Here is a 22,911-nt window from a genome sequence, read left to right as displayed (position 1 = left end):
CGCAGTCCCCCTCCCCAGGGTGCGCGCTCCGCCGGGCACCATCAAATCGTTCATGGCCGCCCGTCCCGGACCCGCTGTCGGTGGCGGCGGCGATACTGCCGCCATGCGCGCGAGCCGGCTGGTCTCCCTCCTCCTGTTGCTCCAGTCGCGGGGCCGCATGACCGCCGCGCAACTGGCGGACGAGCTTGAGGTGTCCGTCCGCACGATCTACCGCGACGTGCAGTCGCTGCACGAGGCGGGCATCCCGCTGTACGGCGACGCCGGGCACGAGGGCGGCTACCGGCTGCTCGACGGCTACCGGACGCGGCTCACGGGCCTGACCGCCGACGAGACGCAGGCGTGGTTCCTGGCCGCGCTGCCCGATCCGGCGGCGCAGCTGGGGCTCGGGGAGGCCGCGGCCGCCGCCCGGCTGAAGTTCAGCGCCGCGCTGCCGCCCGCGCTGCGGGAACGGGCGGAGCGGGTGCGGGAGCGGTTCCTGCTGGACGCGCCCGGCTGGTACAGCTCCGACGAGCAGGTGCCGCACCTGCCGGTGGTCGCCGACGCCGTGTGGAACCGGCGGGCCGTGCGGGTGCGTTACCGCCGCTGGCGCGAGCCCGCCGAGGCCGACCGCCGGCTCGAACCGTACGGACTGGTGCTGAAGGCGGGCCGCTGGTACGTGGTCGCCCACAACGGGAGCGCGCCGCGTACCTACCGCGTCGACCGGATCCTCGACGCGCACGCCCTCGACGAGACCTTCGCGCCCCCGTCCGGCTTCGACCTGGCCGCGTACTGGCGGGAGTACCTGGCCGGCTTCCAGGCGAGGCTGCACCAGGACGAGGCGCTCATCCGCCTCTCGCCGCGCGGCGCCGAGCGGCTGCCCGGGCTCCTGTCACGGCCCGTGGCCCGGGCGGTGGCCGAGGGCGGCGAGCGGGATCAGGACGGCTGGATCCGCGCCCGGGTGCCCATCGAATCCGTCGCTCACGCGCACGGCGAATTCCTCAGACTCGGCGCCGACCTCGAGGTTCTGGCGCCCGGTTCGCTGCGGGAGCTGCTGGCGGAGTCGGCGCGGGCACTGGCCGCCCTCTACGGCCTGCCGCGATCCACGCCGCCGCCCCCGCGGACGCCGCCGCGCTGACGGCGGCCACCGCCGCGAAACCGGTCACGACCCCCGCCCGGTCGGTGACAGCCGAGGTCCCCGGCATCACGGCCACGGTGGCGGCGAGCCCGTAGGCGTTGGCCGCCCCGAAGGCCCGCCCCACGCGGCCGGCGTCGACCGAGGCCATCAGCAGCGTCCGCGAGGCGATCCGCGCCTGCCCGAAGACGAAGGCCCCGGCCGGGACGAGCAGGAGCAGCCCCGTCACCCCGAACCGGGGCTGCAGCGCGAACAGCACATTGCAGAGCAGGAAGCCCGAGAACGCGAGCCGCAGATCCCCCAGCCGCGCCCCCGTCCGCCGGTACGCGGCCGCGGCGAGCAGGAATCCGGTGCCGCCGAGGGCGTCCACCACACCGACGACCGCCGCGCCGCGGTGCAGTCCGGCGATGACCAGCACCGGCATGAGGGCGTTGAAGACGGTCACCACCACACTGCCCTGGGCGTACAGCACGATCAGCGGCCCGAGCGGGGCCCGCGGGGCGCCGGCCTGCGCCACGGGCGCCGGGGCCACCGCGGAGGCGCCCCGCCGCGGCCCGCGGCCGGTCGCCAGGACGAGGGCCGCGGAAGCGAGGAAGGTCGCCGCGTTGAACACGAACAGCGGGGCCGGGCCGAGGAACTGCAGCGCGAGGCCGCCCACCGCCGCCGACAGCAGCATGCCGCTCTGCAGTGCCATCTCGTAGTGCGCGTTGAACCGCCGCAGCCGCCCGGCGGGCACGCGCTCCTTGATCAGGGCGGCGCTGACCGGAACGAACAGCGCCGCCGTCACCGCCAGCGCGAAGTTGCTGCCGTAGACGACTGCCCCCCGCGGCCACCCCAGGGCGAGACCCACCGCCGGCGCGACGGCCACGACGGCGCTGAGCAGGTCGGATCCCACCCACAGCACCCGCCGGTCGAAGCGGTCCGCCACCCGGCCGAACAGCGGCGAGAGCACGGCCTGCGGGACGGCGACGGCGATGAAGAGCCAGCCCACGTCGAGCAGCGACCCCTGGGCGCGCACCATCAGCAGGGCCGCGGCGATCAGCTGGATGTTGTTGCCCAGGGAGGTGATGAACACGGCGGGAAGGAGCAGGCGTTGTGTGCGTTCGGTGGTCACGGGGACCGATGGTCCGGGTCTTCCCTGACATCCGCTGTCAGTGGTGACGCACCTGGTGACTGCCGGCGCGCGTTTAATCGGTGGACGCGCTGCCGCCGTCCCCGACAGCATGCCGCCGATGACTCGAACAGACACGCCTCCCGCATGGGACGAGCGCTCCTCACTGACGACCCTTCTCGACTACGCCCGGGAGACCGCCCGCGCCAAGTGCGAGGGCGTCTCGCCCGAGCACGCCCGCAGCGCCCCGCTCCCGGGCTCCCCCCTGATGACGCTCAGCGGACTGATCAACCACCTCCGCTGGGTCGAGTACTACTGGTTCGAGGTGGTCTTCCTCGGCGGCGAGGACGAGGGCCCCTGGACGGAGGAGGATCCCGACCGCGAGATGCGGATCGCCGTGGACATCCCCCTCGCCGACCTGCTGGCCGACTACGAGGCGCACACCGCCCGCTACCGCGAGCTCGTCGCCGGCCACGACCTGGACGCCCCGGCCAAGCGCCCGATCCGCGACGGCCGGCACCCGAGCCTGCGGTGGATCCTGCTGCACCTGATCGAGGAGACCTCCCGCCACAACGGCCACCTCGACCTCCTGCGGGAGATGGCCGACGGTCACACGGGCGCCTAGACGTACTCGCCCGGGAGGCGGGTGACCTGTCACCTCCGGGCGTGGTGGCCCCGCCGGCGGTGCCGGCCTTTCGGCTGTCCCGCATCCTTGCGCCCGAAAAGCGCGAACCCGCACCCACCCACCGGCACCGGCACCGACTTCATGACCGAGTACACCTACGGACGCCGCGCGAGGGCGAGCGCCAGCAGCGCGCGGTCGTCGGACGCGCCGGTCGCCCACTGCCCGGCATCGGCGCGGACGAAGTCCGCCACCGACGCGGGGTCGACGGGCACGTGCCCGCCGAAGCGGCCGGCCAGCCGGTCCAGCAGCGGATAGAAGACGCCCTTGCCGTCCCGCGCCTCGGTCACGCCGTCCGTGCAGACGACGAGCACCTCGCCCGGGGCCAGTCGATGCGAGGTGATCCGCGTGGGAACGGGGGAGAGGTCGCCCAGCCCCAGTGGTGGCGCGGGCGCGGTGCGCAGCCGGCGCGGGCCACCCGGGCCGCCGATGACCAGGGGCGGAGGGTGGCCCCGGTCGACCACCCGGACCTCCGAGCCGTCCTCCGAGAACTCCAGCAGCGCGGCCGTCACGAACAGCTCCGTGTCGTCCGCCTCGCCCTCCATGGCGCGGGCGACGCCGAGTTCCACGCGCTCCGCCAGCCGGGCGAGGTCCGGCCACTCGTGCGCCGAGACCCGGAAGGAGCCCAGTACGGCCGACACCGTCTCGACCGCGCCCAGCCCCTTCCCGCGGACGTCGCCGACGATCACCCGCACCCCGAACGGCGTGCACGCCAGGTCGTACAGGTCCCCGCCGACCAGCGTGCCGCAGTCCCCGGCCTCGTAGAAGCCCGCCGCCCGCAGCGGCCCGAGGATCTGCGGGACGGGGCGCAGCAGCGCCAGCTGCATCGCCTCGGCGACCGAGTTCGCCCTGACCAGATGGGTTTCGGCGCGGACGCGCTGCCGCGCCAGCACGACGCTGCTGATCCCGATGACCGCGGTCGCGAGGTAGAGCGCCACATGGTGCTGCTCGCTGAAATGGCCGGGGCGCAGCGAGGCCAAGGTCATCTGCAGGAGCACGCACACCCCGGTGGTCACGGCGACGACCCGCGGTGTGCGCGTGGCCGCCGTCAGGGGCGGCACTCCGACGAGCAGAAAACTGACCGGCTCGCGGCTCAGCAACGCCAGGTCCACCACGACGTCCAGGACCACCAGAGCGATCGGCAGCCACCAGACCCAGTTCCGCCGCGGTAACCGACGGGTGTGCGGCATGGCACCAGCTTAGGCGGGCCCCGCAGGTCGGTCGCGGAGCGACACCGCCGCGGCGAGCCCGGCCAGACGCGCCGCCGCCGCGTCCCAGGCGCGGCCGTCGCCGCCCGGCTCGTAGCGGCGCAGCGGCTGGGTGGCCGCGACCAGGGCGCGCATCGCCGCCAGGCCGTCGGGACCGTCGCCGAGCGCGCCGTGGGCACGGGCCTGGACGAGGATGTTGCCCAGGGCCGTGGCCTCGGTGGGGCCCGCGATCACCGGGAGCCCGGTGGCGTCGGCGGTGAACCGGCAGAGCAGTTCATTGCGCGAGCCGCCGCCGACCAGGTGGACGCGGTGGATGTCCCGGCCGGCGAGCTCCGCCGCCTCGCGCAGGGTGCGGCGGTGCGCCAGGGCGAGGCTCTCCAGGACGCAGCGGACGATCGCGCCGTGGGACGCCGGGGGCTCCTGGCCGGTCCGGGCGCAGTAGCCGCGGATCCGGGCGGGCATGTCGCCGGGCGCCAGGAACACCGGGTCGTCCGGGTCGATGAGGGCGGCGAAGGGCTCCGCGGCGGCGGCCGCGGCGAGCAGGTCCTCCAGGGGCTGCCCCTCCTGACGCTGCTCCCAGGTGCGGCGGCACTCCTCGAGCAGCCACATGCCCATGATGTTGCGCAGATAGCGGATGGTGCCGTCGATGCCGCGCTCGTTGGTGAAGTTGGCGATCCGCGAGGCCTCGGTGAGCACCGGGGCGTCCAGTTCCAGGCCCGCCAGGGACCAGGTGCCGCACGAGATGTAGGCGAAGTGCGGCGCCGTGGCCGGGACGGCCGCGACCGCGGAGGCGGTGTCGTGCGAGGCGACGGTCACGACCGGAGTGCCGGCCGGGAGCCCGGTGTACGCGGCCACATGGGGGAGGAGGGTGCCGGCGGGGGCGCCCGGGCGCCGCAGCGGGGGCAGCAGCCGCGGCTCGATGCCGAGCCGGTCGAGGAGTTCCTTCGACCAGGTCGCGGTGCGGGCGTCGAAGAGGCCGGTGGTGGAGGCGTTGGTCTCCTCGGCGCCGACGCTGCCGGTGAGCCAGTGGGTGAGGAGGTCGGGGATCATCAGCAGCGTCCGGGCGGCCGCGAACTGCGCCCCGTCGCGGGCGGCGGCCAGCTGGAAGACCGTGTTGAACGGCAGGTGCTGCAGCCCGGTGACCCCGTACAGCTCCTGCGGGCCGAACCGGTCCCTGACGCGTTCGGCGACGTGCTCCGTCCGGGAGTCCCGGTAGTGGTGGGGGATCCCGAGCAGGGCCCCGTCCGCGTCGAGCAGGCCGTAGTCGACGGCCCAGCTGTCGATGCCGACCGACGTGACGCCGTCCCCGGACCGGGCCGCCAGGCGCAGGCCCTCCAGGCTCTCCCGGAAGAGGGCGAGGACGTCCCAGTGCAGTCCGGTGGGCAGCCGTACGGGGGTGTTGGCGAAGCGGTGCACCTCGTCCAGGACGAGGTGGTCCGGGCCCACCCGGCCGAGGATGACGCGGCCGCTGGTGGCGCCGAGGTCGATGGCGGCGAATGGCACGTGGGCCCCTCGTGTTCTGGTCGTTCGGGTCGCAGCGACGGGTGCGGTCGGTGCGGTGCGGTGCGCGTACCGCGGTCGATCGGGGGTACGGACGCGGGGGAGCCGGCGGGCCGGCTCCCCCGCGCGATCCGGGCCTGCCTCAGCGCAGGAACGCCGCGGCCACGCCCGCGTCGACCGGGATGTGCAGCCCCGTGGTGTGGGTGAGGTCGCCGCCGGTCAGCGCGAACACCGCGTTGGCGACGTGCTCGGGGAGCACTTCGCGCTTGAGGATCGTGCGCTGGGCGTAGAACTCGCCGAGCTTCTCCTCCGGCACCCCGTACGTCGCGGCGCGCTGGGCGCCCCAGCCGGAGGAGAAGATGCCCGAACCCCGCACGACCCCGTCGGGGTTGACGCCGTTGACGCGGATGCCGTGCTCGCCGAGCTCGGCCGCCAGCAGCCGGACCTGGTGCGCCTGGTCGGCCTTGGTGGCGGAGTAGGCGATGTTGTCGGGACCGGCGAAGACCGCGTTCTTGGAGGCGATGTAGACGATGTCGCCGCCGAGCCTCTGCGCGATGAGCACGCGGGCCGCCTCGCGGGAGACGAGGAAGGAGCCACGGGCCATGATGTCGTGCTGGATGTCCCAGTCGCGGGCCGTGGTCTCCAGCAGCGGCTTGGAGACGGAGATGCCCGCGTTGTTGACGACCAGGTCCACTCCGCCGAAGGCCAGCAGCGCCTCGTCGAAGGCGGCGCGGATGGCCTCCTCGCTGGTGACGTCGACGGTGACCGCGACCGCGCGGTCCGGGCCGCCGAGCTCCTCCGCCACCGCTTCCGCGTTGCCGGCGTTGACGTCGGCGACGACCACGCAGGCGCCCTCCGCCACCAGGCGGTGCGCGATGGCCTTGCCGATGCCCGAACCCGCCCCCGTCACCAGCGCGATGCGGGTGGCCAGCGGCTTGGGCCCCGGCATGCGCTGGAGCTTGGCCTCCTCCAGCGACCAGTACTCGATGCGGAACTTCTCCGCCTCGTCGATCGGGGCGTACGTCGAGACCGCCTCGGCCCCGCGCATCACGTTGATCGCGTTGACGTAGAACTCGCCCGCCACGCGCGCGGTCTGCTTGTCCTTGCCGTAGCTGAACATGCCGACGCCCGGGACGAGGACGATCGCCGGGTCGGCACCGCGGATGGCGGGGGAGTCCTCGGTGGCGTGCCGGTCGTAGTAGGCCTGGTAGTCGGCGCGGTAGGCGGCGTGGAGCTCCTCGAGGCGGGCCACGGCGTCCTCGAGCGGGGCGGTCGGGGGGAGGTCCAGGACGAGCGGGCGGACTTTGGTGCGCAGGAAGTGGTCGGGGCAGGAGGTGCCCAGCGCCGCCAGCCGGGGGTGCCCGTCGTGCGCGAGGAAGTCCAGGACGGGCGCGGAGTCGGTGAAGTGGCCGACCTGGGGCCGGTCCTGGGAGGCGATGGCCCGCAGGACCGGGGCGAGGGCGGCCGCGCGGGCGCGGCGCTCGGCCTTCGGCAGCGGCTCGTAACCGGGCAGCGGGGCGCCGAACGGGTTCCGCTTGCCGTGGCTCTCCAGGAACTCCTCGGCCGTGCGGATGATCCACAGGGCGTTGCGCTCGCACTCCTCCGAGGTGTCGCCCCAGGCGGTGATGCCGTGACCGCCGAGGATCACGCCGACGGCCTGCGGGTTGGCCTCCTTGACGGCGGCGATGTCCAGGCCGAGCTGGAAGCCGGGACGGCGCCACGGGACCCAGGCGACCTTGTCGCCGAAGCACTCCCCGGTGAGCTTCTCGCCGTCTGCGGCGCAGGCCAGCGCGATGCCCGAGTCGGGGTGCAGGTGGTCGACGTGGGGGGCGTCGACGAGGCCGTGCATGGCGGTGTCGATGGACGGAGCGGCGCCGCCCTTGCCGTGCAGGCAGTAGTCGAACGCCGCGACCATCTCGTCCTCGCGCTCCGGGCCCGGGTAGACGGCGGTCAGGGCGCGCAGCCGGTCCAGCCGCAGGACGGCGAGTCCGGCCTCGGTGAGCGTGCCCAGGTCGCCGCCCGAGCCCTTGACCCACATCAGGTCCACGGAGCCGCCGGTGACGGGATCGGTGGCGGCGGCCTTCGCGGAGGCGTTGCCGCCCGCGTAGTTGGTGTTGCGCGGGTCGGCGCCCAGGCGGTGGGCGCGCTCCAGCAGGGCGGCGACTTCCGGGTGGGGGGCGGGTGCCATGGGGGTGTCCTTCGGGAGGGGAGGAACGGGGCGTGCGGGGGAGGGGGACAGGATGCGACGGCCCGGGGCCTACGCGCCCCAGCCGGCCTGCGTGCCGCCGACGCGGTCGGCGACGATGTGCTCCTGCCAGCCGGACGCGTGGTAGGCGGCGACGGGGTCGGGCGCCAGGCCCCGCTCCTCGCGCACCTCGCGCAGCAGCGGGCGCACGTCGGTGTTGTAGGCGTCCATGAGCACGGCGTTGGCGGCGAGCACGTCACCGGAGCGCTGGGCCGCGCCCAGTGCGTCGAGGTCGACCAGGAGCGCCTTGGCGGTGGCCTCCTGGACGTTCATCACCGAGCGGATGACCGCGGGGATCTTGGCCTCGATGTTGTGGCACTGGTCGAGCATGAAGGCCACGTTGGTCTCGGCCTCGAAGCCGCCGTTCTTGGCGACCTCGTGCAGGATCCGGAAGAGCTGGAAGGGGTCGGCGGCACCGACCATGAGGTCGTCGTCGGCGTAGAAGCGGGAGTTGAAGTCGAATCCGCCGAGCTTCCCCTGGCTCAGCAGGAAGGCGACGATGAACTCGATGTTGGTGCCCGGCGCGTGGTGGCCGGTGTCGACGACGACCTGGGCCTTGGGGCCGAGCTTGAGGCAGTGCGCGTAGGCGGTGCCCCAGTCCGGGACGTCGGTGGTGTAGAAGGCGGGCTCGAAGAGCTTGTACTCCAGGAGCATCCGCTGGTCGTCGCCGAGCCGCTCGTGGACCTCTGCCAGGGCCTCGGCCAACCGCTCCTGGCGGCCGACGATGTCGTCCTGGCCGGGGTAGTTGGTGCCGTCGGAGAACCAGAGCTTGAGGTCGCCGGAGCCCGTGGCGTCCATGATGTCGACGCACTCCAGCAGGTGGTCCGTGGCCTTGCGGCGGACCCGGGGGTCGGGGTGGCACACGCTGCCGAGCTTGTAGTCGTCGTCCTGGAAGACATTGGAGTTGATCGCGCCGAGTTCGAGACCCCGGTCCTTGGCGTGGGCGGCGAGCGCGGAGTAGTCGTCGACCTTGTCCCAGGGGATGTGCAGGGCCACCTTGGGGGCGACGCCGGTGAATTCGTGCACCTTGGCCGCGTCGTCCAGCTTCTCGTACGGGTCGCGGGGCACCCCGGCCTGGGCGAACACCTTGAAACGAGTGCCGGAATTGCCGTAACCCCAGGACGGCGTCTCGATCCGCTGGGCTGTGAGTGCGGCCTTGACGGCTGCGAAGTCAGGCATGTCCACCTCGGATGGCTCAGTGAATCGGCTCAGTGAATCGATTCATTAGCCTGTGAAGCTATCCACGTCGGCGGGTGGGCGTCAAGGGGTCTGCCGGGCCTTGATCCCCGTTATTGAATCGTGTCATCCGTGCCGGAAAAGCGCGTTGTGGCTGTTCGTTGGGCGTTGTCGGGCCTGTTACCTGCGGGTTTCGCGAGGATGCAGGTCAGGAGGGGGAGGCGGCAGCTCTTGACGCCTTCGCGGGGCGGGGCTAGCTTCCCGGCAACTCCGTTGAAACATTTCATAGCAGGAGGGCGCAATGACGCACCCCGAACCGGAGACCACTCCGGTGCTCGCGCTCGAGGGGGTGAGCAAGTCCTTCGGTGCGGTTCGCGCTCTGCGCGGTGTATCGCTCCGGCTCCACGCCGGCGAGGCCCATGCCCTGGCGGGCGAGAACGGCGCCGGCAAGTCGACACTGATCAAGACACTCGCGGGTGTGCACCGCCCCGACACCGGCACGGTGCTGCTCGACGGCCGGCCCGTGGAGTTCCACGGCCCGGGGGACGCCCGTGACGCGGGGGTCGCCGTCATCTACCAGGAGCCGACGCTCTTTCCCGACCTGTCGGTGGCCGAGAACATCTTCGTCGGCCGCCAGCCCCGCCGTTCGTTCGGCAGGGTCGACCACAAGGCCGTGCGCGAGGCCGCGGCCGATCTCTTCCGCCGCCTCGGCGTGGACCTCGACCCGGAACAGCCGGCCCGCGGACTGTCCATCGCCGACCAGCAGTTGGTGGAGATCGCCAAGGCGCTCTCCTTCGACGCCCGCGTCCTGATCATGGACGAGCCGACCGCCGCGCTCACCGGCACTGAGGTCGCCCGGCTCTTCGGGGTCGTCAAGTCCCTGCGCGAGCAGGGCGCCGCGGTGCTCTTCATCTCCCACCGCCTCGAGGAGATCTTCGCCCTCTGCCAGCGGGTCACCACCCTGCGGGACGGTGCGTGGATCGCCAGCGAGCCCCTCGACGGGCTCACCGAGGACGACCTGGTCCGCCGCATGGTCGGCCGCGACCTGGACGAGCTCTACCCCAAGCAGGACGCGGAGATCGGCGAAGTCGCCCTCAGCGTGCGCCGGCTGACCCGCGAAGGCGTCTTCACCGACGTCTCCTTCGAGGTGCGCCGCGGCGAGATCGTGGGCCTGGCCGGCCTCGTCGGCGCCGGGCGCAGCGAGGTCGCGCGGGCGGTCTTCGGCGTGGACCGCCGGGACGCCGGCGAGGTCGTCGTCAACGGCAAGCCGTTGCGCGGCGGGGCGCCGAGCCTCGCGATGGCCGCGGGGATCGCGCTGGTCCCCGAGGACCGCCGGGCCCAGGGCCTGGTGATGGACATGTCCATCGAACGGAACATCGGCCTCACCGGCTTCGCCGCGACCTCCAAGGGCGGTCTGATGAGCCGTCGCGCGGAGCGGAACCGCGCGGTGGACTGGGCCGTGCGGCTCCAGGTGAAGTACGCCCGGATGGCCGACTTCGTCGGCACCCTGTCCGGCGGCAACCAGCAGAAGGTCGTCCTCGCCAAGTGGCTCGCGACCGCGCCCGAGGTGCTGATCGTCGACGAGCCCACGCGCGGCATCGACGTCGGCACCAAGGCCGAGGTGCACCGGCTGCTTTCGCGGCTCGCCTCCGAGGGTGTGGCCGTACTGATGATCTCCTCCGACCTGCCGGAGATCCTCGGCATGGCGGACCGCGTCCTGGTGATGCACGAGGGACGACTGACGGCCGAGATCCCCCGGTCCGAGGCGACCGAGGAATCCGTGATGGCGGCGGCCACCGGCCGCGTGAGGAGGGCGGCGTGACCGTGACCGCCGACACCGCGCAGCAGATCGCCGCGGACGAACCGACCGCGTCCCGCCGCTTCCTGGACCGGGTGCTCAGACTGCGGGCGCTCGCCGTGCTCGCCGTGCTCGTGGCCATGCTGGGCGCGACGCAGATCTACAACAGCGAGTTCCTGTCCCAGCAGGGCGTCAAGGACCTCCTGCTGAACGCCACCATCCTCGTGCTGGTCGCCATCGGCCAGGCCATGGTCGTCATCACCCGCAACGTCGACCTGTCGGTCGGCTCGGTGCTCGGCATCTCGGCCTTCGCCGCGGGCAGTTATCTGCACGGCGGCGGCAACCCGCTGGTCGCCGTGCTCATCGCGGTCGGGCTCGGCGTGCTCTTCGGCCTGCTGAACGGCCTGCTGGTGAGCCTGGGTCAGGTGCCCGCCCTCGTGGTGACCCTGGGCACGCTCTACATCATCCGCGGCATCGACTCCATCTGGGTCGGCTCCCGCCAGATCACCGCGAACGACCTGCCGGCGAGCTTCGTCGACTTCGGCCACGACGGCCTGTCGGTGATCCCCTACCTGGCGCTGGTGACGCTCCTGGTGCTGGTCGCGGCCGGCTACTACCTGCGCAGCTACCGCGGCGGCCGCGACCTGTACGCGCTGGGCTCCAGCCCGGAGGCCGCCCGGCTGGCCGGCGTCCCGGTCCGCAAGCGGATCCTGACGGCGTACGTGGTGTGCGGGGCGCTCGCCGGACTCGCCGGCGCGCTCTACCTCGCCCGTTTCGGCAACGTGGACTCCGGCACCGGCAACGGCTACGAACTGACCGTCGTCAGCGCCGTGGTGGTCGGCGGCGTCGCCTTCACCGGCGGCTCCGGCACCGTGTACGGCGCCGCGCTCGGCGCCCTGCTGCTGACCTCGATCAACAGCGTCCTGCCCTCCATCGGCGTCAGCTCGGTGTGGGTGCTGGCCATCGACGGCGTCCTGCTCCTGCTCGCCATCGCCGTGGACCGGATCGTCGCGCTGCGGGTGGCCGGCGTCCTCCGCAAGCGGGCCGCACAGATGAGGAGTGCCCACCATGCCTGAGACCACCAAGGCTCCCGCCCCGCTCGCCCGCCTCGGCGGCGCGGTGCGCTGGGACACCGCGGTCGGCGCCCTGCTCGTCGTCCTGCTGATCTGCTCCTTCTCCTTCGTGGACAACTTCGGCAACGCGCTGAACGTGTCCTTCCTGATCGGCAACACCCTGCCGATCGCACTGATCGCGCTGCCGATGACCATGCTCGTCGTCTCCGGCGAGATCGACCTGTCCGTCGGCTCGACCGCCGGCCTGTCGGGCGCCGTCATGGGCGCGATGTGGAACGGCGGCATGGCGATCGAGACGATCATCCCGCTCTGCCTGCTCCTCGGCGCGCTGTGCGGTCTGGTCAACGGCCTGCTCGTGACCCGGCTGGGCCTTCCGTCGCTGGCCGTCACGATCGGCACGCTCGCCGCCTACCGCGGCATCGCGCAGATCGTGCTCGGCGCGGACTCCGTCACCGACTTCCCGCAGCAGTACCTCGACTTCGGCGCCGGCCGGATCGACGGCACCTTCATCCCGTACGCGGCGATCCCCTTCGTCGTCCTGCTGCTGATCGCCGTCCTCGTGCTGCACGCGACCCCGGTCGGCCGCTCCCTGTTCGCCGTCGGCGCCTCGGAGGAGGCGGCCCGGTTCGCGGGGGTGCGGGTGCGGCGCCTGAAGATGGCGATGTTCGTGACGACCGGTCTGGTCTCCTCCCTCACCGGGGTCTTCTGGGCCCTGCACTACGCCAGCGCCCGCTACGACAACGCCACCGGCCTGGAGCTCTCCGTCATCGCAGGCGTCCTGCTCGGCGGTATCGACTTCGACGGCGGCAGGGGCACCCTGGGCGGCGCGATCGCCGGCGTGTTCCTGCTCGGCGCGGGCCAGAACGTCATGAGCCTGCTCAACGTCTCGGCCCAGTCCCAGATCGTCGTCACCGGTGTGCTCCTGGTGATCTCCGTCCTCGCCCCGAGGATCGGCCGCCAGGTCTCGCAGGCCAGGGCGCGCCGAAGGTCCGCCGACAAGGCCCCCGCGGCGCTCGCCTCCTCCTGATCCCCGACCTCCCCCCGCACGCGTCACACGGCACCACCACCCCCCGCGCTCCCTCCCGTCCTCACTCCGGCGCCCGCTCCGGCAGCGAAAGGATCACCATGTCCACCAGAACCCTCACCCGTCGCGCCACCGTCGTCGTCGCCGTCACCGCGGCCGTCGCGCTCGGTGCCACGGCCTGCGGCGGCACCACCAAGAACTCCTCCAAGGACAGCGACGGCGCCGCCAAGGCGACCGCCTCGGCCGACCCCAACGCCGCGACGAAGAAGGACCTGAACGTCGCCTTCCTGCCCAAGCAGGTCAACAACCCGTACTTCACCATCGCCGACAACGGCGGCAAGCAGGCCCTGGACGCGCTGGGCTCCACCTACAAGGAGGTCGGCACCAGCAGCGGCACCGACACCGCCGGACAGGTCAGCTACGTCAACACCCTCACCCAGCAGCAGGTCGACGCGATCGCCGTCTCCGCGCAGGACCCGGGCGCCCTGTGCACCTCGCTCAACCAGGCGCGCAAGAACGGCATCAAGGTCGTCACCTACGACTCGGACACCAAGCCGGAGTGCCGCGACCTGTTCGTCTCGCAGGCCAGCTCCGAGGACCTGGGCCGCACCGAAGTGCAGCTGCTGGCCGAGCAGATCGGCTACAAGGGCGAGATCGCGATCCTGTCGGCGGCGCAGACCGCCACGAACCAGAACACCTGGATCGACTTCATGAAGGACGAGCTGAAGGACCCCAAGTACAAGGACGTCAAGCTGGTCAAGGTCGCCTACGGCAACGACGACGCCCAGCAGTCCTTCCAGCAGACCCAGGGCCTGCTCCAGCAGTACCCCGACCTGAAGGGGATCATCTCCCCGACCACCGTCGGCATCAAGGCGGCCGCCCAGTACCTGTCGGGCTCCAAGTACAAGGGCAAGGTCAAGCTGACCGGCCTGGGCACGCCCAACGACATGCGCGCCTACGTCAAGAACGGCACCGTCGAGGCCTTCGAGCTGTGGGACCCGGCCAAGCTCGGCTCGCTCGCCTCGTACGCCGCCGTCGCCCTGGCCTCCGGCCAGATCTCCGGTGCGGAGGGACAGACCTTCAAGGCCGGTGACCTGGGCAGCTACACCATCGGAAAGGACGGCGTGGTGGTGCTCGGCAAGCCGACGGTGTTCACCAGGGACAACATCGACCAGTTCAAGTTCTGAGAGTCCGGGCGTGGCGGAGAAGGGCCGCACGGTGGGGATCAAGGACGTCGCCCGTGAGGCGGGGGTGTCCGTGGGCACGGTCTCCAATGTGATCAACCGGCCGGACGCGGTCCCCGAGGCGACCCGGGTCCGCGTGCAGCGCGCCATCGCCCGGCTGGGGTACGTACGCAGCGAGTCCGCCCGCCAGTTGCGGGCGGGCCGCAGCAGGATCATGGCGCTGCTCGTGCTCGACATGGGCAACCCGTTCTTCGTCGACGTGGCGCGCGGCGCGGAACGGGCGGCCCGGGAGGCGGGGCTGGGCGTCATGGTCTGCAACAGCGCGGAGAACCCGCAGGAGGAGGCCGCGTACCTGTCGCTCTTCGCGGAGCAGCGGGTGCGCGGGGTGCTGGTGACCCCGGCCGACGCCGACGGCGGCAACCTCGCCGCGTTCCGGCGGCACCGCATCCCCTTCGTCCTCGTCGACCGGGTCGCGGCGGGCACCGCCGAGTGCTCGGTGTCGGTGGACGACGTGGCCGGCGGCCGGATGGCCGTCGGCCACCTGGTCGCCGCGGGGCACCGGCACATCGCGTACGTCTCCGGTCCGGCGCACCTGCACCAGGTCCGCGACCGCCGCACGGGGGCGCTCGCGGCCCTGGCCGAGGCCGGCCTGCCCGCGGAGACGCTGCGCGAGCTGCCCACCGAGCGGCTGGACGTCGCGGCCGGACGGGACGCCGGCCACCGGCTGCTCGGCCTCCCGCAACGGCCGACCGCCGTGTTCTGCGCCAACGACCTGCTCGCCCTCGGGGTGCTGCAGGCGCTGTACGCGGCGGGGGTGGACGTCCCCGGCGAGATGGCGATCGTCGGCTACGACGACATCGAGTTCGCGGCGGCCGCGGCCGTGCCGCTCACCTCGGTGCGGCAGCCCGCCGTCTCCATGGGCTCGCTGGCGGCCGGGATGCTCCTGGAGGAGACCGGGCCGCAGGCCCGGGAGCACCGGCACCGCAGGGTCGTGCTCCAGCCGGAGCTGGTGGTGCGGGACTCCAGCCTGATCAGGCGCTGAGGCGGTCCGGCCGGTCGGTCCGGTGGGTCCGGCGCGGCCGCCCGGACCGGTCAGTCCGCCCGGTCCGGGCGGCCGGCCGCGGTCCGTCCCATCGTCAGCGCCAGCTTCCGCAGCCGCCGCCAGTCCGTGCGCACGCCCGTCGCCGGCAGACCGGGGCGGGAGCGGGGCACCCTGACCCGCAGCGCGCCGGGCCGGATCCAGCAGCGCACGGGCGTGGTCAGCACGAGGGCCTCGCCGTCCACGCCCGCGTCGACCTCGGCGGCGTCGGCCGTGGTCACCACGTCCCGCGCCGTCAGGACGGTGAGCCCGGAGGCGACCCGCGGACCCATCAGCAGCCCCGCCGCCTGGGCCGCGTTGTCGACCTTGACGCCCAGCACCCCGAGCAGCCCGGTGTCGAGGCGGTCGCGGCGGCCGAGCCCGGCGGGATCGTCGGTCCGGTAGGGGTTGTTGCTGACCAGCACGGCCTGCGGCTCGTCGATGACCGCGGTCCCGGCCGTCGCGGTCAGCCGGGGCCCGGTCCGGTGGGTCAGCAGATCGGGCAGGAGCTCCAGGGTGGTGCCCACCTTGTCGTCCCGGTACGCGGGGCTCTGCACGACGGCCGCGTAGGCGCCGAACGACACGTTGTTGACGAAGGGCCGGTCGCCCACGTAGCCGAGGTCGACGCGCAGCTCCACGCCGTCGGTGAGCGCGTCCAGGCAGGCCGCGGGGTTGGCGCGGTCCAGGCCCAGATCCATGGCGAAGTGGTTGCGGGTGCCCGCGCAGATCACCAGGAACGGCAGTCCCCGCTCGGCGGCGACCCCGGCCACCAGCGCCTGCGTGCCGTCCCCGCCGGCCACGCCGAGCAGGTCGGCGCCCTCGTCGGCCGCCTGCCGGGCGAGCTCAGCGACGTCCTGCGGGTGCTCGGGGTCGAGCAGGACGACCCGGGCGCCGAGCGCCTCGGCCTTCTCCCGCAGCCCGAACGTGCCGACCTTGCCGCCGCCCGAACGCGGGTTCATGATCAGGAACGGCCGGCGCGGCCTGGCCGCCATGCGCTCCCGCACGCGCGCCTCGTGGGCCCGGGTGGCACGGACCGCGGTCCGCCCGGCGGCCACGGCGAGCGCCCACAGCGCGAGCGAGGTGATCACGACCCACAGCAGATTGGCCGTGCCGTAGTACACCAGGACGGCCAGCGGGGTCACGACGGTGAGCAGTACGGCCAGCGCCCTGATCACACCGCGGCGGGTCAGCACCCACCACGCCCCCGCAGCCGTCACCGCGGTACCGCCCAGCCCGGCGGCGACCAGCGTGATGCTCCGCAGCCCCGCGAAGGCCAGCGGCAGTGCCACGGCCGCCCCCGCCGCGGCCAGCGCGAGGCGGGCCAGCCAGCGCTGGGCGGCATGCGTCCGGGAGAGGTGCTCCATGCCCTGACACTGCCACCGCCCGGCCCCGGTCCGCCATCCCGGCCGTGTCCCACGGGTGGCGCGGGCCTGCTCGTGCGCCGGCACGCGGGGCGCTGGCCGGCGGTGGTGCGGGCGGCGGTGCCACCCTCTGGCAGCGCGATCAGGCGGGCCGGATCGCTCGGGAGCCGGTGCGCCGTCTCCCGAGGGAACCGCCGTCCGCCGTCCGCCCCCGACCCGCAGCCGGCCGGTCCCGGTTCACGCGCCGCGGCCGTCAGGAGGTGCAGCGCAGCACGCCCGCCGCCTGTTTGGCGGCCAGCACGCGGCGGACGCTGTTCGCGACCAGGGTCCGCACCTTCGGTTCGTGGCGCATGGCGTAGCGGATGCCCTCGGCCATCGTGGGGATGCCCTTGGGGGCGACGGTGAGGGTGAGGTCGCCGCCGGCGCGGAGGAAGGAGAGAGCGCGCTGGCCGAGGGCCACGGACTGGGCGGAGGCCGCCTTGCCGAGGTCGTCGGAGATGATGACGCCCTTGAAGCCCAGGTCGTGGCGGAGCGTCTGATCGACGATCAGCGAGGAGAACACGGCCTTGTGCTTGGGGTCGATGCGCTTGTACGTCGCCAGGGAGACCATCACCAGCCCCGCGCCCGCGGAGATGCCCGCGCGGAAGGGGGCGATGTTGCTGCCCGTGCGGGTCAGCGTCGTGTCCGTCACCGAGGCGGTCGTGTCGGTGTTGCCCTTGACGCTGCCCAGGCCCGGGAAGTGCTTGGGCGTGGTCAGCACCCCGGCTGCCTTCGAGCCCTGGACGTACGCCGTGACGTGCGGGGACACCACGCTCGACGTCGAGCCGAACTGGCGGCCGTAGCGGCCGATGGGGGCGTTCGCGGTGCCGATCGAGGCGGGGACGATGTCGGCGACCGGTGCCAGGTTGACGTTGACGCCCGCCTTCTTCAGCTCCTTCGCCCAGCCCTCCGCGCGCGAGCGCAGCGTGGCGGTGGACCAGGTGCCCTGGGTCTTCCCGTTGGGGATGGTGGAGAAGCCGGGGCCCTTGAGGACCTGCACCTGGCCGCCCTCCTGGTCCGTGGAGACCAGCAGGCCGACCCGCTGTCCCGCCACCGTCTGCCCGAGCGACTTCTGCAGCCCGTCCACCAGGGTCCGGGTCTTCGTCACCCCGGCCGTGCTGCGGCCCGCGAGGAACACCGACCCGACGGCGTACGACCGCAACGCGTCCTGGTCCGCCTTCGGCGGCGAGGGCAGCTGGGCCGCGCCCATGAAGAGCTGACCGACGCGCTGCGTGTCGTTCATCGCCGCCAGGACCCGGTCCGCGCAGGACGCCTTCGGGGAGGCGGTGGCCGCCGCGCGCCCCGTGGCGACCATGGACTCCGGGGTGGACGGCGCCCCCTGGCAGGCGGCCAGGGCCAGCGTCGTCGCCAGCAGGGCGAGGGACACGCGTCGGGAGGTGAGGGCGTACAGGGTCACACTTGCAGCGAATATCCTGAACGTCCTGCGTGTCAATCGGAGCCGGACGCCGGGGGAGGGGTTGTGGCGAGCCGTTATGTCGCCGTGGTGGGGCCTGCCGAGGCCGGTGAGCGGGAGCGCGAGATCGCCCGCAGACTCGGCGGACTGCTGGCCCGTCGCGGCGCCGTCGTCGTCTGCGGCGGGCTCGGCGGGGTCATGGGCGCCGTGGCCGAGGGCGCCCGCGCCCAGGGCGGGATGACCGTCGGACTCCTTCCGGGCCGTGACCGCCGGGCGGGTGACCCGTCGCTCTCGGTGGCGATCGCCACGGGCCTCGGCGAACTCCGCAACGGCCTGGTCGTCAGCGCCGCCGACGCGGTCGTCGCGGTCGGCGGCAGTTGGGGCACGCTGAGCGAGGTGGCGCTCGCGCTGCGGACCGGCAAGCCCGTGGTCGTGGTCGACGGCTGGGCCGTACAGGGCCCCCCGGCCGGGGAGACGTTCCTGCGGGCGGCCTCCGCCGAAGAGGCGGTCGAGGCGGTGGAGGCCGCCCTGGCCGGCACGCCCCGGGACGCAGCCCCGGGCGCCTGACCGCCGGGGGCCGCCCGGGGGACGCGGCCGCGGGTCGGACCGCGACGGTCTTCAGCCCGGTGCAGTGGGACAGGCCCACCGCGCCGAAGTCGCGACCGGGACCGCTCGCCTTGCAGCCGCCGAACGGGGCGGCCATGCCGGAGGCGGCGCCGTTGACGTGGAAGGTGCCGGTGCGGACCCGCCGGGCGACCTCCAGTCCGTGTCCGCGGTCCGCCGTCCACATCCAGCCGCCGTGCGACCGCCGCTTCGTCCTTCCATGACCGTTCTGGCGCGTCGATTCATGCCGTCCCGGGGGATCGCCGCGCCCTGGCGCGGCCCTCGCCCGCGTCCGGTCCGCCCCTGTCGCCGTTGGGACATGTCACAGCTGTGACAGCTGATACCCGGTGACACGCTCTTCGCCATCAGCCGATTCTGTCGGACAGCACGTGACCCGGAGCTGTACGAAAGGTGTTTGGCTGATGGCATGGTTCCGCCTATCGGCGGCGATATCGACAGTGCTGGTGGTGACAGTCGGGGGCACATTCACCGCCTCCGCCCAGACGTCCACGGACGGAACGGCGCGATCCGCCGGCCGCGAGGGCACGACGTCCGCCACCGTCCGACTGGTGACCGGTGACCGGGTGACGGTGACGTCGCTGCCCGGTGGACGGCGTACCGCGTCGGTTCAGCCCGGACCTGGGCGCGAGCACATCCCCTTCCGCACGCTGGAGGGTGACGACAAGGCGCTGACCGTGATGCCGTTCGACGCCGAGGGGCTGGTGTCCGCCGGCACCCTGGACGCCCGGCTGTTCAACGTCACGGCCCTGATCGCCGCCGGCTACGACGAGGCACACGCCCCCGCGCTGCCGCTGATCGTCTCCTCGCAGCCGGAGCCGGCACGGGACGGTGCCAGGGTCACCGCGCAGGCGGCGAAGACCGCCGCGGCCACCGCCGACCGGCTGGTGGCGTTCCGTGCGGCCGCGACGCCCTCCCGCAGCCTGGAGAGCATCCACGCGCGGTCGCTGCGGGTCGCCGGCGACGACCTCGGCGCGTTCTGGAAGACGCTGAACCCCGGCGGAACGTCGGACGCGGCCCGGGCCGCGGTCACTCCGCGGGTCTCGCTGGACGGCAGGGTCAAGGCCGTGCTGGACCGCAGCACCGGTCAGATCAACGCCCCCACCGCCTGGAAGGCCGGCTACGAGGGCCAGGGCGTCAAGGTGGCGATCCTCGACACCGGTGTCGACGCGAACCACCCCGACCTGGCCGGGCGCATCGCGGAGGCCAAGGACTTCTCCGACAGCGGCAACACGGTGGACCACTTCGGCCACGGCACGCATGTCGCCTCGATCGTCGGAGGCACCGGCGCCGCGTCGTCCGGCACCCGCCGCGGTGTGGCGGACAAGGCCGATCTGCTGGTCGGCAAGGTGCTGGGTGACCAGGGTTACGGCTCGGAGTCGCAGGTCATCGCGGGCATGGAGTGGGCGGCGAACGAGGAGCACGCCAAGGTCGTCAACATGAGCCTCGGCTCGGACGGGGAGACCGACGGCACGGACACGATGAGCCAGGCCCTCAACGCCCTGACCGCGTCGACCGGCACGCTCTTCGTCGTGGCCGCGGGCAACGCGGGCCCGGGGCCGAGCACCGTCGGTTCCCCCGGTGCGGCCGACGCCGCCCTGACGGTCGGAGCCGTCGACCGGGACGACTCCATCGCCTCCTTCTCCAGCCGTGGCCCGCGCTGGGGCGACAAGGCGGTCAAGCCCGACGTGACGGCCCCCGGCGTCGGCATCGTCGCCGCCCGCGCGTCCGGCACCACCATGGGTGACCCGATCGACGCCAACTACACCTCGGCGTCCGGCACTTCGATGGCGACCCCGCATGTCGCCGGTGCCGCCGCGCTGCTGGCCCAGGAGCACCCCGACTGGAGCGCCCAGCAGTTGAAGGACGCCCTGATCAGCACCTCGCACACGGTGTCCGGCACCCAGGTGACCGAGCAGGGCGGCGGCCGCATCGACCTGGCCGCGGCCATCGGCCCGGTCACGGCCACCGGCAGCGTCACCCTCGCACCCCTCCAGGCCGGCGGCAGCGGCGGCCAGACGGCCACCGTCCGCTACACCAACACTGGTGACCGCGAGGTCAAGCTCTCCCTCGCCGCCGCTCTGGCCACCAGCAGCGGACGCGCCCTCACGGACGGTGTGGTCACCCTCGGCTCCGACACCGTGACGGTGGCTCCCGGCGCCACCGCCGAGGTGCCGCTGAGCACCGACGCCGCCCACGCGGCGCGCGGCGACTACTACGGCTACATCACCGCCAAGTCCGCCGACGGCACCGTGGTCGCCCACACCACCGTCTCCCTCGTGGTGCACGCCCCGCAGCACCGGCTGACCGTGCTCTACCGCGACCGCAGCGGCAAGCTCATGCCGGGCTGGCTGCCCAACATCTGGGGCCCCGACGGGTTCGTGCAGTACACGGACCGGGACGCGGCGGTCGCGGTCGTCGAAGAGGGCACGTACAACATCAGCGGCGGTTTCTACGACCGGGTCGAGGGCGGTCACGAGGCGGGCGACGTCGTCGCTCCCGACGTGCACGTCACCAAGGACATGACGGTGACGCTGGACGCCTCCAAGGTCACCGAGGTGAAGATCCGCACTCCTCGTCCCGCCGAGCAGCACGGCATCCTCAGCACGATGCTCTACCGTCAGATCGACGGCCACGGACTGCTGCAGGGCGCCATGTACTTCGACGAGGTCAAGCGGCTCTACGTCAGCCCCGTCGCCCCGGTCACCGACGGCGCCTTCGAGTACTCCTCGCGCTGGCAGCTGACGGCCCCGCAACTGCGGGCGAAGGTCTCCGGCGGTTCGCTGGGCTTCACCCCGTACTACTACCCGATGTCCCAGGTCTTCAGCGACCGCGGCGCGCGGCTGACCGCCGTGGACGCCGGGACCTCGACCGCGCCCAACTTCAGCGGGGTGCGCGGCAAGCTGGCAATCGTACGGCTCGAATACCCCGTCGACGACCGGGCGCTCGCGCAGGCCGCGGCGGCCGCGGGTGCCAAGGCGCTGATGACGGTGCAGCCCGAGGAGCTGTACGACTGGACCCGGTGGCAGCCGGACGGTGACCGGTGGGCCCTGCCCATCATGCGGACCTCCTGGAAGAACGGGTCGGCACTCCTGGCGCGCGTCGAGAAGGGCACCACCTCGGTGGAGTTCTCCGGGACGGTGCGCAGCCCGTACCTGTACGACGTGATGCAGGTCTCGAAGGGCTCCATCCCCAAGCAGCTGGTCCACACCGTCTCGGAGCGGAACACCGCCGAGGTGCGCAGCACCTACACCCGCACCGGCGCCTCGGAGTGGACGAGCGAGCAGCGCTTCGGATGGCGGCCGTTCGAGGACACCGCCTGGAACCAGTACAACCGTTACGTTCCGGTGGGCAAGGAGCGCGTCGAGTACGTGAGCAGCGGTGACACGCTGTGGAACCACGTCGTGCACCACAACGTCGTCAGCGACCCCGACTTCCCGCTGCTGGCTGGCATGCACGACGCCCCGCACACCTACCGGGCCGGTCAGCACGCCACGGAGCGGTGGTTCGGAGCGGTGGTCCGCCCGTCGATCCCGCGCGGTGGGAACCTGCCGTCGGTGCGCAACGGCGACACCCTGGCGGTGTACGTGCCGGAGTTCAACGACTCCGGCGCCGACCACTGGTCGTTCGCCGAGGTCGACCCCTTCGGCGGCGGTGTCGGCGGCGGTGTCCGTGCGCCGATGGTGAGCGACACGGCCACGGCCGAGCTGTACCGCGACGGGACGCGGATCGCCGAGTCCGACCAGGGCGCGTGGGGCAACTTCGAGGTGCCCGCGGGCGAGGCCGAGTACCGGCTGGACCTGACGACCGCCCGCACCTCCCCCGACTGGGCCTTCGGCACCGGCACCCGGACCTCCTGGACGTTCCGCTCGGGCACGGCGGCCGAGCCGACGGCGCTGCCCCTGCTCCAGGTCGACTACACCGTGCCGGTCGACGCCCGCAACGCGGTGGGCTCCGCCCGCCGGTACAGCCTCGGCCTGAACGTGCGGATGCAGGACGGCATGACGGCGCCGCGCGGTGTGACCCTGCGGGTCGAGACGTCCTACGACGACGGACGGACCTGGACCCGGGCCGCCACGGCCCGCAAGGGCGGCGGCTTCACCGCCACCGTGGAGCGTCCGTCGCGGGTGCGCGGCGACGCCTACGTGACGCTGCGCGTGACCGCGACCGATGCGGCGGGCAACAGCGTCCGGCAGACGGTGGACCGTGCCTATCTGCACAGCGGCGCACGGGCCGCCGAAGGACGGTGACGGTGGGGCGTCACCGTTGACACAGCGGCGGGTGCA

The 22,911-nt window shown here is 73.0% G+C and carries 15 protein-coding genes and 2 pseudogenes; 9 read left to right on the top strand and 8 right to left on the bottom strand.

Features of this window, described 5'->3' with window-relative positions; translation table 11 throughout:
- Window positions 1–103: 103 nt before the first annotated feature.
- Window positions 104–1,114 (top strand): helix-turn-helix transcriptional regulator, encoded by a 1,011-nt coding sequence (locus ACWDAS_RS18540; RefSeq protein ID WP_450391738.1) that lies wholly within the window; start codon window positions 104–106, stop codon window positions 1,112–1,114.
- A gap of 94 nt (window positions 1,115–1,208) precedes the next feature.
- Here ACWDAS_RS18540 and ACWDAS_RS18535 read toward each other — a convergent pair.
- Window positions 1,209–2,336: pseudogene (locus ACWDAS_RS18535) on the bottom strand (MFS transporter); the annotation flags it as partial.
- A gap of 7 nt (window positions 2,337–2,343) precedes the next feature.
- On the opposite strand from ACWDAS_RS18535, the gene ACWDAS_RS18530 reads away from it, so the two are divergent.
- The gene (locus tag ACWDAS_RS18530; protein WP_450391735.1) at window positions 2,344–2,847 is read left to right on the top strand and encodes a DinB family protein; all 504 of its coding nucleotides are present in this window, start codon (window positions 2,344–2,346) and stop codon (window positions 2,845–2,847) included.
- 155 nt (window positions 2,848–3,002) lie between these two features.
- Here ACWDAS_RS18530 and ACWDAS_RS18525 read toward each other — a convergent pair whose 3' ends face one another.
- The 4 genes from ACWDAS_RS18525 to rhaI form a co-directional block, all read right to left on the bottom strand.
- Complete coding sequence (locus ACWDAS_RS18525) at window positions 3,003–4,094, bottom strand: PP2C family protein-serine/threonine phosphatase (RefSeq protein ID WP_450391733.1); 1,092 nt, start codon at window positions 4,092–4,094, stop codon at window positions 3,003–3,005.
- Between the two features lie 9 nt (window positions 4,095–4,103).
- A complete protein-coding gene (locus ACWDAS_RS18520) occupies window positions 4,104–5,615 on the bottom strand; it encodes a rhamnulokinase (RefSeq protein ID WP_450391730.1) in 1,512 nt (503 codons plus the stop codon).
- 139 nt (window positions 5,616–5,754) lie between these two features.
- On the bottom strand, window positions 5,755–7,800 hold the full coding sequence (locus ACWDAS_RS18515; RefSeq protein WP_450391728.1) for a bifunctional aldolase/short-chain dehydrogenase: 2,046 nt from the start codon (window positions 7,798–7,800) through the stop codon (window positions 5,755–5,757).
- A 69-nt stretch (window positions 7,801–7,869) separates the two neighbouring features.
- Entirely contained in the window at window positions 7,870–9,036 is a 1,167-nt protein-coding gene (rhaI, locus tag ACWDAS_RS18510) for an L-rhamnose isomerase (RefSeq protein WP_450391726.1), read from the bottom strand.
- Window positions 9,037–9,334: 298 nt separating this feature from the next.
- Here rhaI and ACWDAS_RS18505 point away from each other — a divergent pair, with 298 nt between their 5' ends.
- From ACWDAS_RS18505 to ACWDAS_RS18485, 5 genes are all read left to right on the top strand, one after another.
- Window positions 9,335–10,855, top strand: coding sequence for a sugar ABC transporter ATP-binding protein (locus ACWDAS_RS18505; protein WP_450391723.1), 1,521 nt, complete (start codon window positions 9,335–9,337; stop codon window positions 10,853–10,855).
- Complete coding sequence (locus tag ACWDAS_RS18500) at window positions 10,852–11,907, top strand: ABC transporter permease (RefSeq protein ID WP_450391720.1); 1,056 nt, start codon at window positions 10,852–10,854, stop codon at window positions 11,905–11,907. Before ACWDAS_RS18505 ends, ACWDAS_RS18500 begins: the two co-directional genes overlap by 4 nt.
- The gene (locus tag ACWDAS_RS18495) at window positions 11,900–12,931 is read left to right on the top strand and encodes an ABC transporter permease (protein ID WP_450391717.1); all 1,032 of its coding nucleotides are present in this window, start codon (window positions 11,900–11,902) and stop codon (window positions 12,929–12,931) included. Before ACWDAS_RS18500 ends, ACWDAS_RS18495 begins: the two co-directional genes overlap by 8 nt.
- 98 nt (window positions 12,932–13,029) lie before the next feature.
- The gene (rhaS, locus tag ACWDAS_RS18490; RefSeq protein ID WP_450391714.1) at window positions 13,030–14,115 is read left to right on the top strand and encodes a rhamnose ABC transporter substrate-binding protein; all 1,086 of its coding nucleotides are present in this window, start codon (window positions 13,030–13,032) and stop codon (window positions 14,113–14,115) included.
- 10 nt (window positions 14,116–14,125) lie between these two features.
- The gene (locus ACWDAS_RS18485; protein WP_450391712.1) at window positions 14,126–15,154 is read left to right on the top strand and encodes a LacI family DNA-binding transcriptional regulator; all 1,029 of its coding nucleotides are present in this window, start codon (window positions 14,126–14,128) and stop codon (window positions 15,152–15,154) included.
- A gap of 50 nt (window positions 15,155–15,204) precedes the next feature.
- Here the strand turns inward: ACWDAS_RS18485 and ACWDAS_RS18480 are convergent, their stop codons facing one another.
- Window positions 15,205–16,554 (bottom strand): diacylglycerol/lipid kinase family protein, encoded by a 1,350-nt coding sequence (locus ACWDAS_RS18480; RefSeq protein ID WP_450391709.1) that lies wholly within the window; start codon window positions 16,552–16,554, stop codon window positions 15,205–15,207.
- A 250-nt stretch (window positions 16,555–16,804) separates the two neighbouring features.
- A complete protein-coding gene (locus ACWDAS_RS18475; protein ID WP_450391706.1) occupies window positions 16,805–18,007 on the bottom strand; it encodes a glycoside hydrolase family 3 N-terminal domain-containing protein in 1,203 nt (400 codons plus the stop codon).
- Window positions 18,008–18,070: 63 nt separating this feature from the next.
- On the opposite strand from ACWDAS_RS18475, the gene ACWDAS_RS18470 reads away from it, so the two are divergent.
- Window positions 18,071–18,571: a TIGR00725 family protein gene (locus ACWDAS_RS18470; protein ID WP_450391704.1), complete on the top strand. Its 501-nt coding sequence runs from the start codon at window positions 18,071–18,073 to the stop codon at window positions 18,569–18,571.
- A 55-nt stretch (window positions 18,572–18,626) separates the two neighbouring features.
- On the opposite strand, the pseudogene ACWDAS_RS18465 reads toward ACWDAS_RS18470, so the two are convergent.
- Window positions 18,627–18,794: pseudogene (locus ACWDAS_RS18465) on the bottom strand (aldehyde dehydrogenase family protein); the annotation flags it as partial.
- A gap of 235 nt (window positions 18,795–19,029) precedes the next feature.
- Between ACWDAS_RS18465 and ACWDAS_RS18460 the strand changes: the two are divergent.
- Window positions 19,030–22,875, top strand: a complete 3,846-nt coding sequence (locus ACWDAS_RS18460) for a S8 family peptidase (protein WP_450391703.1) — start codon at window positions 19,030–19,032, stop codon at window positions 22,873–22,875.
- Window positions 22,876–22,911: the final 36 nt, after the last annotated feature.

The organism is Streptomyces sp. NPDC001070, assembly GCF_053598835.1.
This window is presented reverse-complemented; position numbering and strand designations above follow the sequence as displayed.

Coding starts and splice junctions, on each gene's coding strand:
- ACWDAS_RS18530 (WP_450391735.1), top strand. CDS start 2,344: ATGACTCGAACAGACACGCCTCCCGCATGGGACGAGCGCTCCTCACTG.
- ACWDAS_RS18495 (WP_450391717.1), top strand. CDS start 11,900: ATGCCTGAGACCACCAAGGCTCCCGCCCCGCTCGCCCGCCTCGGCGGC.
- ACWDAS_RS18505 (WP_450391723.1), top strand. CDS start 9,335: ATGACGCACCCCGAACCGGAGACCACTCCGGTGCTCGCGCTCGAGGGG.
- ACWDAS_RS18525 (WP_450391733.1), bottom strand. CDS start 4,094: ATGCCGCACACCCGTCGGTTACCGCGGCGGAACTGGGTCTGGTGGCTG.
- ACWDAS_RS18515 (WP_450391728.1), bottom strand. CDS start 7,800: ATGGCACCCGCCCCCCACCCGGAAGTCGCCGCCCTGCTGGAGCGCGCC.
- ACWDAS_RS18460 (WP_450391703.1), top strand. CDS start 19,030: ATGGCATGGTTCCGCCTATCGGCGGCGATATCGACAGTGCTGGTGGTG.
- rhaI (WP_450391726.1), bottom strand. CDS start 9,036: ATGCCTGACTTCGCAGCCGTCAAGGCCGCACTCACAGCCCAGCGGATC.
- ACWDAS_RS18540 (WP_450391738.1), top strand. CDS start 104: ATGCGCGCGAGCCGGCTGGTCTCCCTCCTCCTGTTGCTCCAGTCGCGG.
- rhaS (WP_450391714.1), top strand. CDS start 13,030: ATGTCCACCAGAACCCTCACCCGTCGCGCCACCGTCGTCGTCGCCGTC.
- ACWDAS_RS18480 (WP_450391709.1), bottom strand. CDS start 16,554: ATGGAGCACCTCTCCCGGACGCATGCCGCCCAGCGCTGGCTGGCCCGC.